13 protein-coding genes and 2 tRNA genes are annotated in these 17,981 nt (G+C 32.3%); 3 read left to right on the forward strand and 12 right to left on the reverse strand.

The window, feature by feature from the left end; genetic code table 11:
- Positions 1-3 precede the first annotated feature (3 nt).
- From pdhA to porU, 4 genes are all read right to left on the reverse strand, one after another.
- Positions 4-1,005, reverse strand: coding sequence for a pyruvate dehydrogenase (acetyl-transferring) E1 component subunit alpha (gene pdhA / locus K8Z87_RS09120; protein ID WP_227477193.1), 1,002 nt, complete (start codon positions 1,003-1,005; stop codon positions 4-6).
- A 133-nt stretch (positions 1,006-1,138) separates the two neighbouring features.
- Entirely contained in the window at positions 1,139-1,621 is a 483-nt protein-coding gene (gene cdd / locus K8Z87_RS09125; RefSeq protein ID WP_227477194.1) for a cytidine deaminase, read from the reverse strand.
- 73 nt (positions 1,622-1,694) lie between these two features.
- On the reverse strand, positions 1,695-2,894 hold the full coding sequence (porV, locus tag K8Z87_RS09130; RefSeq protein WP_227477195.1) for a type IX secretion system outer membrane channel protein PorV: 1,200 nt from the start codon (positions 2,892-2,894) through the stop codon (positions 1,695-1,697).
- A gap of 50 nt (positions 2,895-2,944) precedes the next feature.
- Positions 2,945-6,802: a type IX secretion system sortase PorU gene (gene porU, locus K8Z87_RS09135; RefSeq protein ID WP_227477196.1), complete on the reverse strand. Its 3,858-nt coding sequence runs from the start codon at positions 6,800-6,802 to the stop codon at positions 2,945-2,947.
- 249 nt (positions 6,803-7,051) lie between these two features.
- On the opposite strand from porU, the gene gldJ reads away from it, so the two are divergent.
- Together gldJ and K8Z87_RS09145 are read left to right on the forward strand one after the other, a co-directional pair.
- Positions 7,052-8,731 (forward strand): gliding motility lipoprotein GldJ, encoded by a 1,680-nt coding sequence (gene gldJ / locus K8Z87_RS09140; protein ID WP_227477197.1) that lies wholly within the window; start codon positions 7,052-7,054, stop codon positions 8,729-8,731.
- Between the two features lie 64 nt (positions 8,732-8,795).
- On the forward strand, positions 8,796-10,079 hold the full coding sequence (locus tag K8Z87_RS09145; protein ID WP_227477198.1) for a UDP-N-acetylmuramoyl-tripeptide--D-alanyl-D-alanine ligase: 1,284 nt from the start codon (positions 8,796-8,798) through the stop codon (positions 10,077-10,079).
- A gap of 170 nt (positions 10,080-10,249) precedes the next feature.
- On the opposite strand, the gene K8Z87_RS09150 is transcribed toward K8Z87_RS09145, so the two are convergent.
- The 8 genes from K8Z87_RS09150 to K8Z87_RS09185 form a co-directional block, all read right to left on the reverse strand.
- A tRNA-Val gene (locus K8Z87_RS09150) sits at positions 10,250-10,324 on the reverse strand.
- A 43-nt stretch (positions 10,325-10,367) separates the two neighbouring features.
- Positions 10,368-10,442: transfer RNA gene (locus K8Z87_RS09155), tRNA-Val, on the reverse strand.
- A 160-nt stretch (positions 10,443-10,602) separates the two neighbouring features.
- Entirely contained in the window at positions 10,603-11,823 is a 1,221-nt protein-coding gene (locus K8Z87_RS09160; RefSeq protein WP_227477199.1) for a bifunctional folylpolyglutamate synthase/dihydrofolate synthase, read from the reverse strand.
- Entirely contained in the window at positions 11,823-12,671 is an 849-nt protein-coding gene (locus K8Z87_RS09165; protein ID WP_227477200.1) for an energy transducer TonB, read from the reverse strand. The genes K8Z87_RS09160 and K8Z87_RS09165 overlap by 1 nt, the downstream gene beginning before the upstream one ends.
- Before the next feature lie 48 nt (positions 12,672-12,719).
- Positions 12,720-13,112 (reverse strand): ExbD/TolR family protein, encoded by a 393-nt coding sequence (locus K8Z87_RS09170; protein ID WP_227477201.1) that lies wholly within the window; start codon positions 13,110-13,112, stop codon positions 12,720-12,722.
- Positions 13,112-13,807 carry a MotA/TolQ/ExbB proton channel family protein gene (locus K8Z87_RS09175; RefSeq protein ID WP_227477202.1) on the reverse strand — a complete coding sequence of 232 codons (696 nt, stop codon included), beginning with the start codon at positions 13,805-13,807 and terminating at the stop codon, positions 13,112-13,114. The genes K8Z87_RS09170 and K8Z87_RS09175 overlap by 1 nt, the downstream gene beginning before the upstream one ends.
- A gap of 63 nt (positions 13,808-13,870) precedes the next feature.
- Entirely contained in the window at positions 13,871-15,262 is a 1,392-nt protein-coding gene (gene nhaD / locus K8Z87_RS09180; RefSeq protein ID WP_227477203.1) for a sodium:proton antiporter NhaD, read from the reverse strand.
- A 198-nt stretch (positions 15,263-15,460) separates the two neighbouring features.
- Entirely contained in the window at positions 15,461-16,534 is a 1,074-nt protein-coding gene (locus K8Z87_RS09185) for an anhydro-N-acetylmuramic acid kinase (RefSeq protein ID WP_227477204.1), read from the reverse strand.
- A 90-nt stretch (positions 16,535-16,624) separates the two neighbouring features.
- On the opposite strand from K8Z87_RS09185, the gene K8Z87_RS09190 reads away from it, so the two are divergent.
- Complete coding sequence (locus K8Z87_RS09190) at positions 16,625-17,767, forward strand: acyl-CoA dehydrogenase (RefSeq protein WP_227477205.1); 1,143 nt, start codon at positions 16,625-16,627, stop codon at positions 17,765-17,767.
- Positions 17,768-17,981: the final 214 nt, after the last annotated feature.

Genomic DNA, 17,981 nt, shown 5'->3' on the forward strand with positions numbered 1-17,981 from the left:
AACTTATTTAATTTTATGATCAATAAATGGATAATCTTCTTGCTCATATACAGCATCATACATGACATTCTTTTCTGGATACGGAGATTCTTCTGCAAATTTTTCGCATTCTTTCACTAAATCTTTAACCCTTTTGTCAATCGCTGCTATATCATCTTCCGTAGCATATTTCTTTTCTAGAAGAATATTTTTAACCTGAGTAATAGGGTCAATTTTCTTATATTCATTTACCTCTTCCTTAGTTCTATAATGTTGTGCATCTGACATAGAATGTCCTCTATATCTATATGTTTTTACTTCTAAAAATGAAGGACCTCCACCACTTCTTGCCCTAGAAATAGCTTCATCAAAAGCTTCAGCAACTTTAATAGGATTCATACCATCAACTGGACCAGATGGCATTTCATAACCTCTTCCTAATTTCCATACATCTGTGTGGTTTGCTGTACGTTCTACTGAAGTTCCCATAGCATATCCATTATTTTCACATACAAAAACCACTGGCAAATTCCATAACATAGCTAAATTAAAAGTTTCATGTAAAGAACCTTGTCTTGCTGCTCCATCTCCAAAACAACAAATAGTAACAGCATCTTTATCGTGGTACTTGTCACCAAAAGCAATACCTGCTCCTAGAGGAATTTGACCTCCAACAATACCATGACCTCCAAAAAAACGATGTTCTTTAGAAAAAATATGCATCGATCCTCCTAAACCTTGTGATGTTCCTGTTGCTTTTCCATACAATTCTGCCATAACACGTTTTGGATCAACTCCCATACCAATAGGCTGAACGTGATTACGGTATGCCGTAATCATTTTATCTTTGGTTAAATCCATGGCATGTAATGCACCAGCTAAAACCGCTTCTTGACCATTATACAAATGAAGAAAACCTCTTACTTTTTGTTGAATGTATACTGCTGCGAGTTTGTCTTCAAACTTTCTCCAGAAATACATATCTTCATACCACTTTAGGTAAACTTTTTTAGTTATTCTTTTCATCTATTTTAATTATAAATAATGAATCTTATTATTTTGATAACACTCTGAAAACAAAAATAACACTTTAGAGACTAATGAAGAAACAGTATTTGGTAAAAATTAAAATATTGAAGGCTTACAGATAATAAAAGCATTAGAGTACAGAACTTTCAAAAACTAATGGCAATAGGTTAGCCAACGATTTAGATTTTACAACTTTACCTTCAGCTCCCATAAAATAAATTTCTATAGGCAGCGACTGTTTTATCTCATATTCTGCTATTGCTTGTCTGCAAGCACCACATGGTGGTATTGGCTGAGTTGTTAATTGATTTTGAGAAGAAGCACTTATGGCTATTTTTAGCATTTTAGCGTTAGAAAATTTTGCTCCGGCATAATATATTGCTGTACGCTCTGCACATAAACCAGATGGATATGAGGCGTTCTCTTGATTACTGCCAATAATAGTTTCATTATTATCTAACAAAATAGCAGCACCTACATTAAAATTTGAATACGGAGAGTAAGCATTATTACGTGCATTAATAGCGGCTTGCATTAATTTTTGTATATCATCGGGAAGCTCCTGTAGATTACTATAAACTTCTAAAACGGTTTCTATTTTAACTTCCTTCATTCTGAATCTTTTTAAGACAAAAAACTATTGTCGTAAAACAATAGTTTAAATATGGTTAGAAAAAATACAACTTCTAGTATTCTTGATATGTACCGTCACCAAAATTAAATGTTAATGAGAAACGTAATGTATTTTCTAATGGACTTTGAACTCTTGATGCAGAAAACAAATAAGATAAGTCTATATTAATGGTAGTATACTTAAAACCTGCACCTAAAGTAAAAAACTTACGTGCTCCTTTTTCATCCGATTCATTAAAATAGCCAGCTCTTAACGCAAAAGATTCTTGATATAGATATTCTGCACCTAATGCCCAAGTAAATTCTTTTAACTCCTCACTAAACCCTCCTGGTGCATCACCAAACGATTGAAAAACACCCGTTAAAAAACCTACATCATTATCTTCTCCTTCAGTAATTATTGTTGGCTCATCTTGTCCTTGTTCTCCATCTCCATCTGTATCTACAAATCCTAATAATGGCGGAGTAGGCACTAAATATTTTGAAACTTCTGCAGTAATACCTAATGTACTGTTTTGATCAAATATAAAATCGAAACCACCACCTAATCTTAGGTTTGTTGGCTGAAACACATCTTCTCCTCCATCATCATACGTGAATTTAGGTCCTAAATTCTGTATTGCAAAACCAGCTCTCCAACGTCCATTAAAATCATTATATGCTTCTTCTTCACTCTGATAATATCCTGTAATATCTGCACCAAAAGAACTTGCAGGATTTGCATTAGGGTCTACTTCTCCTATTCTAAGTGCTGATCTAAAATATCTTAAACCTACTGCCATAGAAAATTGATCTGTTAATTTTAGTGAATATGCAAAATCTACAGCATATTCATTAGGTCTAACTGAAATACCCGGATCATTAGCATCTTGCGTTAATACTATATCTCCCAAACTAAAATATTTAATACTCCCAGAAATTGCACTAAACTCATTTAATCTATTAAAATAAGTAGCATAACTAATAGATATGTCATTAACTAATCGTGTTAAATAAGGTGTAAAGCTTAACCCAAGTCCAGATTTAGCTTCGGAAAATGCATATTTAGCAGGGTTCCATTGTTGAGAAAAACCATCAACTGAAGTTGCTACTCCCATATCTCCCATACCTGCAGACCTAGAGTCTGGAGCAATAAGTGTAAATGGAATACCTGTAGTAATTACTGTAGATTGATTAGGAAACGTAATCGTTTCTTGAGAAATAGATACTTGCGAAACCGCAAGAACAATTATAAATAGTAAGTAATTTTTCATATTAATTGTAGTAAAAATAGCTATATAGGGTTAACAAATATAAATGATTATTATAGTATTACAAGTTTTTGAATATTCTCGATTTGTTTATTTAAACGTTGAGATTTCACTTTTAGTTTATAAACATATACTCCTTTTCCTATTTTATCCCCAAAATCATCTCTTCCATCCCAAACAATATCTCTAGATAGTGTGCTAGTTGATTTCCCTGATTGGTTGGTTTGTCCATTAATTGTTTTAACTAATTTACCAGAAACTGTAAAGATTTGCACAGATATATCTAAAACATCGCTACTATTATGATTAAACCAAAACTCTGTATAATCTACAAAAGGATTAGGGTAATTAAGAACATTATTAATTACTAATTCTTCATTATTGTCGAATACCAAAAATTGAATTTCGGATTCTGAAGAATTATTATAAACATCCCAAGCTGTTAATGTTATGGTATGCAATCCTGGTTCTAAATCTCTAAATGGAAATGAAACCACTCCATTTGTAAAATCATCAACGTTTGCTTGGTAATAATCATTTAGTATAAACGGGTTTGTTTCATCTCCATCTAAAATTGCAGAAATATCATGACCAATTCCGCTTGCTGTATTTATACCATTAGCATCTTGCAACCTAGCCAATAATGTTGGTGACTCATTAGTAATTCCACCAGAAACAAAGTTTTCATCATTCATAAATAAATTAACCACAGGACCTACATTATCTTCTTCAGCATTTTCATTAATTCCTCCGACTTGAATATCAAAACTATATCCTGTTTGATCTTCTAATCTCGCGTTATTTTTAGCATAAAAGCTCACTTTGCCTTGACCTACAGGAATACCAATATCTCTTGGAACCACAAAATTGAATTCAAAAACACCATTGTTAATTGTAGCTTGGCCATTAAAAATAGTTTCGCCAAGTGTTGTGAAATCTAGCCTTATTAATCCATTACTATCTGTTACTCCATCATTTGCCAAGGTTTGTCGCTGTATTTCTTTATCGTAAACAGTAGCCGTTAAAACTCCGTTATAATCTGATAGCACATTACCATTTTCATCTGTAACTTCACCAGACAATTTAATTCTAGACAATGACTGCAATACATCAGTATCTTGCCCAACTGGGACATCATTTATAGCTGTAAGTCTAATATTAGGTTGTGGTATTGCTAATTTCATAGCCGGATCTCCAATAAAATGTACTAAGCGATTTTGAAAACTTCCTGCAATCTGAGGATCTAATTTTGTAAGCCTTAACGCTTCTGCCATTGTAGGAACTTCATTAGAACCGAATGCAAAAAGATAATCGTCTAGCACTTCGTTATAATCTGTACCAACAGTAACAAAAATTTGACGAGTAGTCGTTATCAATGCCACTGCTCCACCTCTAGTATTCCAATACGTAAACTCACCAGCAGTTGCTCTATTGGGATCGTCATATCTCGTATACTCACACGTAACAGTAACAAAACAATTAAATCGGCAAAAATTATTCACCTCTTGTGCGTCATTGGTAATAAATATACGTTCATCAGCTAGGCCATCTTCTCCTCCATGCCCAAAATAATTAACTACCAAAGCACCCACTTCTATGGCATCTCTAATTGCTGCATTTGCATCGGGATAACGATCACCACCAGAAGATGATTGTTGCTGAAAAGCATCTGAATGTACTTTAATAGTATTAAAAAATGGTTTTTCTATTGCTGCCTCTGTTGCTAGGTCATCTGTAGTTTGTTGAAGAACACGCTCAAAAGGTTCATCCACATCATCAGAAACAACTAATAAATTATTACGCCAGTTACCAAAGGATTCTTCTGCATAATACCTTTCTATTTTATCTACAATATCTTTTGCACGTTGCAAATCATCTGCTAAAAGTCGACCTACCGCTACATCTAATCGATCTGATGTTGCTAATGTGCCTTCGTTAACATCTAAAACACCATAAAAATCATCTGAGATAAACGAACTTGTTAAACTAAAGCTATTGACAGAAAACCAAGATGGTACTATATTGGTATTGTTTCGAATTCTGTCTTTGTAATCGTATGATGCATCTCCAAAAAGCCCTAGATATTTAAGCCTTCTACTATCTTCACTTGCATTATCATACACGTAACGCACAAAATTTCTAATTCCAGCGATATCTTGATTCCCAGAACTGAACTCATTATAAATTTCGTTAAGCATTACTACTTTAACATTAAGATTGTTTTGGTTTCTATTAATCTCAGCCAAACGTTCGGCTTGGCCTAATAAAAATTCTGGAGTAATTATGATGTAATCAATGTCCTCAAACACTCCGTCATCATTTAAAAAAATAGTTCCTTTTAAATTCTGATTAGCTACCTGAGAATTCGATGTTCTTCTAGGTTCAAAAAAATCTGAATTGGAAAACGCAATATAAGTTCGTTCTTCTCCTGCTATAGCTTTAAGATTTATTTCACTATTCTGATCTGAATTTGAAAATGAAGTAACATTGAACCTATCAGTAATATCCCATATTTGAGATACGCTAGAAGTGTTTGTTAAGTTATATTGAGCAATTCCTGAGTTAATAGCTACGTTTCTATTAGTAAATAATAATTGTTCGTCAACATACTCAAGTCTTCGAGTAGCTTCAATATTAATATAGTCTAAATGTGCTATCGTGGTAGGGTTTCCGTTATTTTCATAATCTAAGTTAATTCCAATCTCATCACTAGTAAGATTCACATTACCTACATATTGTCCTCCGCTAGCTATTACTGTTCCTTCAAGATCTACTATAGGAAAACTTATATTAGACACATTATTACCATTTATACTAACAGCCATAGACGTAGATGTTTCTGCAATTGAGCCAAACGTAATGGTAAATCTAGCAGGTTCTGAAGTGTCTATATTAGGAAAGTTAAAGGTATAACTTCGTTGATTTTCAACATTAAAACTATCTCCAAACCATCGTCTTCCTAGTCTGACTAAGTTAAACTCATCAACTTCATAAAACTGATTGGCCTGAAAATTATCTATTATTAATGTAGGTTCACCTTCTGGTTGTATAAGCGGAGCTATTCGTTTACCATTACCAGAACTTACATTAACATAATAAAAAGATTCATCACTGTATAAATTTAAGTTTGTATTACTCTCTTGTGTAAAACCTGTTGGTCCTTGTGCATAAAATAGTATAAAGTCATTACTATCAAAACTTCCGTCTTCTTCACCAACAAACTGAATTGCATTCTCTGTTAAATCTATTGGGTAATCTACCGAATTAGGTAATGGTAACATTCTACCTCCATTACCGAATATTTTTATTGTTCTTGGGTCTACTGCATTTGTATTAACGCCTAACTGATTTAAAAAATTTCTAGTCAATTGAAAAACACCTGTTGTATCTACTGTAAAACGATACCAATCTCCAGACTCTAAAACTGAGTTAAATGGTGTTCTATTTAAAAATGCTGAGTTAGATGAACGGTTATTAGCACCAAAATTATAATTTACAGTAAATGCTGTTACTTTTTTATAAACTCCATTATCGTTAATAATAGGTGTTAATTCAAAATATGCGGATCGCTTATCTCTAGCTTTTGTGTTTTTAAGGGTATATCGTAACTCTGAAGGAATAAGTTCTGGTTTTAAATCTTTTAACTCTGCTATAGTTATTTGAGCATAGCTAACATTTGTTAACCTTACCGAATTTTCATTTATAATGTTATTGTTATCCCATTGTGCAAAATAGGTTAATCCTGTTTCATCATTATAACTAAAATGATTAGAATTAAATGATGGTATTTCAATTTTTGAATAGTCCGATTCTAAAACACGAACACCTTCCCAATTAATAACATATTGCTTTTGTTGAGAAAATGAAAAAAGATAAATTAAAAATAGAGTGAGTGTAAAGCTCTTTTTCATGATTAAATAACGCCTAAGAAAAAGGCTTATTATAAGGTTCTGCTTTTTATTTCAAAAGTACAACAATATTTTATTTTCTTTAGCGTTTTCCTAAGATGAATTACATCGGTAAAAACGCAAAAAATCCGTTGTAATGTTTAAAAAAAAGGATGAAATACACATTTTTTTGCATTTTGACGATAAAAAATGTTGGATGTTTACCTTAAATTACTATATTGCACGTCGAAATAAACGAACTTACTTAAAAGTATGGATATGAAAAATGCCTCAAACCTCAAATATCTAGTAATTGCCGCCCTAGCAATTACTGTTGTTAGTTGCAAACGCTCATCTAGCTCTGGCAGCAATGTCGATAGTGCTACTGGCTGGGCCATTAATGATAAAAAAGGTGGCTTTCAGTACAACACCAATTTTAAAGAACAAGAAACGCCTCCAGGAACATCCTTTGTAGAAGGAGGTACTTTTACAATGGGTAAAGTACAGGATGATCCAATGCATGATTGGAACAACAACCCTAATCAACAGCATGTTCAATCTTTTTATATGGACGAAGCTGAAGTTACTAACCTTAACTACTTAGCGTATTTAGATTATTTAAGACGTGTTTATCCACCTGAAGATCCAGCATATGCTTCTATATATAAAGGAGCTTTACCAGATACTTTAGTATGGAGAAATCGTCTAGGTTATAACGAGATGATGACAGAGAATTATCTACGTCATCCTGCCTATGCAAACTACCCAGTTGTTGGAGTAAGTTGGATACAGGCTGTAGAATATGCAGGTTGGAGAACAGATAGAGTTGCTGAAATGGCTCTGCAAGAAGCAGGTTACCTAAAAAGAGATGCTCAATATACTGACTTAAATTCAGACAGTTCATTTAGCACCGACACATATATTAATGCTCCAACTCAAACTTATGGAGGAAATGAAGATGTTCTTACTGGTGGTAAAAGAAGACCTCAAGTTGATGCAAATGGAGATCCTATCAACATCTATGCAAATAGAGAAACTGGAGTAATTCCGATAAAATATAGATTACCTACAGAAGTAGAATGGGAATATGCTGCTTTAGGCTTAAGTGAATTAAGAAGCTATAACATCTATAGAGGTCGTAAAAAGTATCCATGGGACGGACAATATACACGTTCTGGTAAACGTGCAAAACGCGGAGATCAATTAGCTAACTTTAAACAAAGTAAAGGTGATTTTGGTGGAATAGCTGGATGGTCTGATGATGGTGCAGATATTACACAAGAAGTTAAATTTTATGAGCCTAATGATTTTGGATTATATGATATGGCTGGTAATGTAGCCGAATGGGTTGCAGATGTATACCGACCAATAGTAGATGATGAATTTAATGACTTTAATTACTTTAGAGGTAATGCATATTATAAAAATGCATTAAATGCTGATGGTACTGTTAAAATAGTTGAAGAAACTATTTTTGATACCTTAAGTAACGGTAAGATTATTGCTCGTCAACTTAAAGGAGAAATTGCTCAAGTTCCTGTTGATGATAACGAAACTTATTTAAGAACTAACTTTGACAAGAGCGATCATAGAAACTTTAGAGACGGTGACGTAAAATCTTCTAAATATTACAATGATAATTTTGAAGAAGATAGAGTTGAAAAAGGTGATGTCACTCGTAAAATGTACAATTCACCTAAGCATAAAATTGCTAAAGATTCTTCAGATAATAAATTGATTAAAGAGTTTGATAAGTCTGACAAAAGAACATCTTTAATTAATGATGAAGTAAGAGTTTATAAAGGTGGTTCTTGGAAAGATCGCTCATACTGGATTGATCCAGCACAAAGACGCTATTTCCCACAAGATATGGCTACAGACTATATTGGTTTTAGATGTGCTGTATCTAGAGTTGGATCTAAATCTAGAACAGATAAAAAGAAACGTAATTAATAAACATTTATAATATAATTAGAAAGTCCTAACTTGTTTGTTAGGACTTTTTTATTTTTATAACATGAAGATTGAAGAACTCTACAATATATTTATAAAAAACACGTCTGTTTGTACAGATACCCGAAAGTTAAAAGAAGGCGACCTCTATTTCGCTCTAAAAGGAGAAAATTTTAATGGCAATTTATTTGCAGAAAAAGCTTTATTAAGTGGTGCTTCCTATTGCATTATAGATGACGAAAGTTTAGCTAAAAAATATGATCGATTTATTTTAGTTAAGGATGTTTTACAAACATTACAGGATCTAGCTCAATTTCATAGAAGATCAATAAGTACTACTATAATTGGTTTAACAGGAAGTAATGGTAAAACAACTACTAAAGAGTTAATCTACTCTGTTTTAAATGAATCTTACAAAGTGCAAGCCACTAATGGCAATTTCAATAATCATATTGGCGTGCCTTTAACTTTACTCGCTTTTAATAAAGATACAGAATATGGCATTGTAGAAATGGGTGCAAATCATCAAAAAGAAATTTCGTTTCTGTCTAATATAGCAGAACCTGATTATGGCTTAATTACCAATTTTGGAAAAGCGCATATGGAAGGTTTTGGTGGTATTGAAGGTATTATAAAAGGAAAATCAGAATTATATGATTATCTAAAAACTAATAGCAAAACTATTTTTTGTAATACTGACGATTCAATACAGGTGAAACAAATTGGCAGCTATAATAATGTTATTCGTTTTGGAACATCTAATAACAATGATACTTCTATACAATTTAAATCTGCAGACCCATTTGTTTCTGTCCTATATAATGGTATAGAAATTAGGAGTCAATTGATTGGCAAATATAATTACGGTAATATAGCTTCTGCCGTAGCTATAGGACATCATTTTAATGTCCCTAATGATAAAATAATACTTGGTATAGAAAAATATTGCCCTAAGAATAACCGCTCGCAGATTATTAATCAAAATTCTAACAAGATTATTTTAGATGCATACAACGCCAATCCAACAAGTATGCTAGCTGCATTAGATAATTTTAAACAACTAAAAGACAAAAACAAGATGTTATTTTTAGGAGATATGTTTGAATTAGGAAATGCTTCACCTAAAGAGCATCAAGCTATTGTTGATTATCTAGAAACTAATTTTACCGAAAATATTTACATTATTGGTGAAAATTTCTTTATAACTAGAACCAATTCTTTTATTAAGGCTTATAAAACTTTTGAAGATTTAAAACTTGACTTGAATATAACTTCTATTAAAGATTCTACAATTTTAATAAAAGGTTCTAGAGGCATGGCTTTAGAACGTATATTACGTATTATATAATTGCTGTGGGTCATACTGGATTATCTATGATGATTCAGACTAGAACCGCTACTGCAATTACAAATCCTTTTTGCTATGCAAAAACCATTTTATTCCGTTTACTTACAAAATGAAATTTTGACGTTACAGAATAAAAACCCAATGCTTTGCATTAGGACTTCTGAATGATGTGGGTCATACTGGATTCGAACCAGTGACTTCTACCCTGTCAAGGTAACACTCTAAACCAACTGAGTTAATGACCCTAAATGTATAAAACCAAAAAGTCCACTATAAAGTGGACTTCTGTGGGCGCGAAGGGATTCGAACCCCTGACCCCTTGGGTGTAAACCAAGTGCTCTGAACCAACTGAGCTACGCGCCCTAATTTTTTTATTGTCAGAATTAGAAAACCTGACCCAATTTATGCATAATCTATAGACTCTGAACCTCCCGATAGTTATCGGGATGAGCTACGCGCCCGTTTATTTGGATTGCAAATATAGACTAGTTTTTAAAATCTCAAAAGGTTTTTATAAAAAATATTATATTATTTCAGCCACCACAAATGTACTTCCGCCTACATAAATAAAGTCATTATTAGTGACTCTATTTTTAGCCATATTTAATGCTTCTTTTACTGATGAATATGCATTACCAGTAAATCCTTTTTTGCGAAATATGTCTTGTAATCTCCCTGCATCAAAACCTCTCTCAATCATAGGTTTACAAAAATAATAAGTTGCTTCTTTCGGTAATAGTGGTAAAATTGAATCTAAATCTTTATCATTAACAATACCAAAAACAATATGTAAGTTATTATAAGTTTCAAATGCTAATTGTTTCATGACATAACTTAACCCTTCTTTGTTATGAGCTGTATCACATACAATCTTAGGTACTTCATTTAATATCTGCCATCTTCCTAATAGCCCTGTATTTTTTACAACATTTAATAACCCCTTGGTTATATTACTCTTACTAATCTTAAACTGTTTGTTTTGTAATTTTTTTAAAGTGACTAAAACTGTTTTAATATTATTTTTTTGATAACTCCCTTTTAAATCAGTTTCATAAATTTTTACATTATCTATTTTGTCTGCAAATGTAATCTCTGACTTATTTTCTTTGGCAATTCTATTAAAAATTGATGTTGTTTCAATATGTGTCTCTCCTATTACAATTGGAATATTTTTTTTAATGATTCCTGCTTTCTCTGCAGCTATAAGCGGTAAAGTATCTCCTAAAAATTGTGTGTGATCTAATCCAATATTAGTAATTACAGAAACTTCAGGGTTAATAATATTAGTTGAGTCTAGTCTTCCTCCAAGTCCTACTTCTATAATTGCTATATCTACTTCTTTTTTTGCGAAATAATCAAAAGCTAATCCTACAGTCATTTCAAAAAAAGATAAGGCATTTACTTCAAAGAATATTTTATGTTTTTTTACAAAACCTCTAACAAATTGTTTACTAATTGTCTTGCCATTTATTTTAATCCGTTCTCTGTAATCTTTTAAATGAGGTGATGTATATAGCCCAACTTTATAACCAGCTTCTTGTAAAATAGAGGCTAGAATATGGCATGTTGAACCTTTACCATTGGTACCAGCAACATGAATACTTTTAAATTTATGTTCAGGGTTTTTAAGATGTTTTGCTAAAAGAATAGTATTGCTTAAATCTGTTTTATATGCCGCTTTGCCTTTTGCTTGATACATAGGCAACTGTTGAAACATCCAATCAACGGTCTCTTGATAATTCATTATTGGCTTACCGAAAAGTTGATACTTACAAAACCTACTTGGGTTGTTGGTGCTTTAGAATCTGCTGGCCATTTATGAGATAATGCTATTTTTTTTGCAGGCTCTAATAAACAAGGATGTGTATTGGTGGTACCTCTTGCACCTGGTTCAGCCTTAATGACTTGCCCGCTTTTATTCACTTCAATACGAACAACAACTAAACCGTATTCATTACAGTCTTGTTTATAAATTTGTTTCGTTGGTCGTCCTCTTCCATTAAGTCCGTAACCTACACCTCCTTTACCTGGACCAGACCCACCAAAATAACTTGGTGCATATGGATTTCCATCTAACTGTCCTTTATTTCCTGCTTGATTATCCGGACCTTCACCACCATTATCAGAATCTTGAGAATTCTTTACACCTCCTATAAGATTATCTAGTCTCTTTCTTTTTTCAGCTTCTTCTCTACGTTTTTTCTCTTCAGCTTCTTGCTTTAAACGCTCAATACGTTCTGCTTCTACTTTTGCCTTTGCCTCAGCTTCTTCTCTTTTTTTAATAGCTATGGCTTCAGCATTTTCTTGTGTTAAAACATCTTCAGCCTTACTTTCTGCAACTTTAGGTTCTACTTTTTCTTGTTTAGGTTGGGTTTCCTCTACTTTTTTAGGAATTTCTGCTTTATTTGGCCTACTTAATGGTTTACTACCACTACCAAAATCCGTAGTTCCAAAATTTACTGCGACACCATATTCTTCTGGCGGATCTATATACGGCGGCCCAACTACGAATAACAACAACACTAGAATAACAATTAATAAAGCTGTTATTCTTGCTGAATTACGTTCGTGTTTGGTCTCAAAGTATTTCAAAATATATTTTGTTATTAAAAAAGTAGTACTTAAAAAAACAGTGCCTTTTTAATTAGGCTTTACTGCTAAAATGACTTTAAATTTATTTCTATTAGCAATATCCATAACCTTTACTACATTTTCTACGGGTACAGATTTCTCTGCTCTTAACACTATTGTTGGAGTGTTCTGTTTAGATAAAATAGAAATTAATTGATTCTCTAAAACACTAACTCCTACTCTTTTTTGATCTATATAATAGGTTAGGTCTTTCTTAATGCTTACCGCTACAGATTGTTTGTTCTCTGTTTTTCCACTAGCTTTAGGTAAAATAATATCAATAGCATTAGTCGTTACTAGAGTAGATGCAAGCATAAAAAAGATCAATAATAGAAATACAATATCTGTCATCGATGACATATTGAATTCTGGAGTGACTTTATTTCTTCCTCTAATATTCATTAGATAGGTTCGTTTAAATGATCTAAAAACTCAACAGAGTTAGCTTCCATTTGATGCACCACTTTATTCGTTTTTACTACTAAATGATTATAGGCTACGTAACCAATGATACCAACGATAAGGCCTCCAACAGTAGTTGTCATTGCCGTATATAATCCATCAGCTAAAAGTTTAATATCTATTTGTCCGCCTGAATTGGCTATTTCAAAAATAGAAAGTATCATTCCTATAACCGTACCTAAAAAACCTATCATAGGTGCTGCTCCAGATATAGTAGCTAAAACACTTACATTTTTTTCTAAGCCATAAACTTCTAGTCGTCCTGCATTTTCAATGGCTGTATTAATATCTTCAAGTGGCTTCCCGATTCTGGTAATACCTTTATTAATTAATCTAGAAACTGGAGAGTTTACCTGTGCACATAACATTTGAGCAGAATCTACCTTACCATTACTTACATGATCTTTTATTTGATTCATGAAATTTGAATCTACTTTAGAAGCTGCTTTGATAGCAAATAAACGTTCAAAATAAATATATGTTGCTATTACTAAAAGCACAAAAAGAATTGCAATGATTACCATTCCTGCAGTTCCTCCACTACTTATCAATTCAATAATTGACAATGTTTTTTCTGTAGATTCACCATCAACTAGCGTTTCTGTTGCTTCTTGAATATTACTTTGTAATATCATAGTTTAAGTCTTAAAAATTGATTTCGATTAGTGTAATAACGCTTAGTTTTTAACTTAAGTATATTAGAAAATACTTCTTGTTACCATAAATGCTGCTGCACCAACAATAAAGCCTAATAAAGCTAACCAAGAAATTTTCTTTAAGTACCAGAAAAAATCTATTTTTTCCATTCCCATAGCTACAACACCTGCTGCAGAACCAATAATTAACATACTACCACCTGTACCTGCTGAATATGCGATAAAATGCCACAATTCATTATCTAATGATTCTGTAAACATCCCTAAACTTGCAGCTACTAACGGAACGTTATCTATAACTGCAGATCCTACGCCTAATAATAAGACTACTAAATCTGATACACCATCGCTGTGTAATTCAGTATTTAGCATAGGCATTGTTTCTTGTAATGTATTTGCAAAACCAAATAATATACCTAATGACTCTAAAGCAGCTACAGCCATTAAAATTCCTAAGAAGAATAAAATACTTGGCAACTCAATTCTAGATAACGAATGGTGCACTGGACTATGATTTGAGTCCTCATTATGCTCTTCTGAGCTTATTGCAGATATTGCAAATTTAGAATTGCTGTAAATCTCAGCAAAGATAGCCACAACTCCTAACGATAGCATCATACCCACATATGGAGGCAAATGTGTAATAACTTTAAAAACCGGAACAAAGACAATAGCACCTAAACCTAAAAAAAGCATCGTAGAACTAAACTTGCTTTTAGGTTTATTGTCGTCTTCATTTATTTCTAATTCGCCTTTAAATGGCTTTAAAAAAGAAGCAACAAAGGTTGGCACAACCATACATAATAATGATGGTATAAATAAGTAAATAAATAGTTTTCCTGTAGATACTTTATCACCAATCCACAACATTGTTGTAGTTACATCTCCAATAGGTGACCATGCTCCGCCAGCATTAGCAGCAATAATGATTAAACCTGCGTACCATATTCTAATATCTCTATTTTTTACAATTTTTTGCAATATAGATATTAGCACTATTGTTGCTGTTAAGTTATCTATAATTGCAGAAAGCAAAAATGCTAAAATAGAAAACATCCATAATAGTTTTTTCCTACTTCTAAAGTTAACTGCATTTTTTATAGTAGAGAATCCATCAAAATAATCAATGATTTCTACAATAGTCATTGCCCCTAAAAGAAACACCAAGATCTCAGCTGTTTTACCTAAATGATGCAATAGTGTTTCTTCCATAAGGTGCGTTTTTTCCTCATGAGAAAGCAAACCAAAATTATCCATTAGTGTATGCTTCGCAGAATCAAACCATTGTGGAAAAGCATCAATACCTAAAGAGATAAGTGCCCAACTCACTGCCATCATCACTAATGCAGGAATAAGTTTGTCTATTTTTATACTATGCTCAAGTGTAATTGCTAAGTAGCCAAATACAAATACTAAAATTATAATGGTTTCCATATATTATACTGTTTTAATACAATCTTAAAAGTTATTATCTTAATTGTTGCGGTGAGTTATTGTAAAAATACATTTAGCAACATAAGCTTTATTAGTCATCCTAAAAAATTTATGTCCGTATTTATACAATAAGATTTTAATCAAATTAGTTATTTTTAGTCCTTACAAATATAAAAAACTCTGAAGCGCTATTGTAAATTATATCTTAATTTTAGGAATTAAAATTCTTCCTGAAGAATGATCTCTTGAAGCTCCGGTTACACTAGCAAGGCAGTTAACTTCGCCTCTATGTTTTAATACTCCTAAGAGTCCGAAAATCAGTGCTTCTTTATATTCTATAATAGCTGCTGAAGGAATTATTATTGAAGTTTTTGTATGAGTTTTTATGCGTTTTATCAAAAAACTATTATAAACTCCACCTCCTGTAATTAAGACGGAAGTATAACTTTTTTCTAATTCTTTAGAAATTTGAATTGCTATATGCTCAATAAAAGTTCTTAAAACATCTTTAATTTGAAGATTATAAACATCAATCTTTGATAACATGTTTTTTTGCACCCATTCTAACCCTAAAGATTTTGGAGGCAACTCTTTATAAAATGCTAAACCATTAAGATCTCTTAATAATACGTCATTAATTTTTCCTTTGGAAGCTATTTCTCCTTTATCATCGTATTCAAACCCCAAACGTTTAACATAATGATTTAGAACAATATTAACTGGGCATATATCATAGGCAATTCGTTTCCCTTTAATATCGAATGACACATTAGCAAATCCGCCCAAATTAAGACAATAGTCATAATCTGAAAACAACAACAAATCACCAATAGGAACCAATGGTGCTCCTTGACCTCCTAATTCTACATCTTGTACTCTAAAATCACAAATTACTTTATGATTTAATTTGTTTGCTAACTCTTGACGATTTCCTATTTGATAAGTTAGACACTTTTCTGGTTGATGTAGTGCTGTATGACCATGAGATGATATAAAATCAATAGTCTCAATTGAATTAATTGCTATAAAATTTAAAATTACATCTGCTAAAAACAACGTATAATCTTGATCTATAATTTTTAGCTCGCTTTTCGATTTTTGAGTTAAGTTACTTAAAATTAATTTCCAGTCCTTAGAGTATTCATAAGTTTTGGCATGTTTAATTTTAAAACTCAAATCCTTTTCATAAAAAAAATTAATGTAAACTATATCTATACCATCTAAAGAAGTACCAGACATTAAAGCTATTACATTAAAATCACCTGCTAACATATTCGTAAAAATAATATTATATATTGAAAATAAGACAACAAAAAGTTATCTTTGTATCGCATTTTATTGAATTAATAACAGAATACATTTATGGATTTTAGCTTAACAGAAGAGCATCAAATGATTCGCGAAGCTGCTCGCGATTTTGCTCAAACAGAATTACTTCCTGGAGTAATAGAACGTGATGAAAAACAGTCATTCCCAAATGAACTTGTTCGTAAAATGGGTGACTTAGGTTTTATGGGAATTATGGTAGATCCAAAATATGGAGGAAGTGGTATGAATGCGACTTCTTATGTTCTTATTATGGAAGAGCTTTCTAAAATTGATGCCTCTGCATCAGTTATAGTCTCTGTGAATAATTCATTAGTATGTTATGGTCTCGAAGCTTATGGTAATGAAGATCAAAAACAAAAGTATTTAACAAAATTAGCAACAGGTGAATATGTTGGTGCATTTTGTTTAAGTGAGCCTGAAGCTGGCAGTGATGCTACATCACAAAAAACAACCGCGATAGAGAAAGGAGATCATTATGTTATTAATGGCACTAAAAATTGGATTACTAGTGGAGGAAGAGCAGATGTCTATTTAGTCATTGCTCAAACGGATAGAGAAAAAGGACATCGAGGTATTAATGCTTTTATTGTCGAAAAAGGAACTCCTGGTTTTGACGTTGGACCTAAAGAAGATAAATTAGGCATTCGTGGAAGCGACACACATACATTACAATTTAATGACGTAAAAGTTCCTAAAGAAAATAGAATTGGTGAAGATGGTTTTGGTTTTAAATTTGCGATGAAAACCTTATCCGGCGGACGCATAGGTATTGCTTCTCAAGCTTTAGGTATAGCACAAGGCGCATACGAGCTAGCTTTAAAATATTCTAAAGAACGTAAAGCTTTCGGCACAGAGATTTGTAATCATCAAGCTATTGCTTTTAAGTTAGCTGACATGTATACAGAAATCAATGCTGCTAGACACTTAGTAATGAAAGCCGCTTGGGATAAAGATCAAGGTAATAATTACGATATGTCAAGTGCGATGGCAAAATTATATGCTTCTAAAGTAGCCATGGAACAAACGGTTGAAGCTGTACAAATTCACGGTGGTAATGGTTTCGTTAAAGAGTATCATGTAGAACGTTTAATGCGTGATGCAAAGATTACTCAAATTTATGAAGGTACTTCTGAAATTCAGAAAATTGTAATTTCTAGAGGAGTTATCAAAGGATAAATTTTTAAGTAAGCACAATATTATTTACTTTATAATAAATATTAAGATCAGCATTATTGCTGGTTTTTTTATGGTTTAAATTAGTAATAACTATAAACGAAAAAAAGTCCTAATTACGTTTGTAATTAGGACTTTCAAAAAAGGCGGCGACCTACTCTTCCACAATAGTAGTACCATCGGCGCAAACGGGCTTAACTTCTCTGTTCGGAAAGGT

Origin of the sequence: Winogradskyella immobilis, assembly GCF_021887715.1 — a bacterium.
Taxonomy (GTDB): domain Bacteria; phylum Bacteroidota; class Bacteroidia; order Flavobacteriales; family Flavobacteriaceae; genus Winogradskyella; species Winogradskyella immobilis.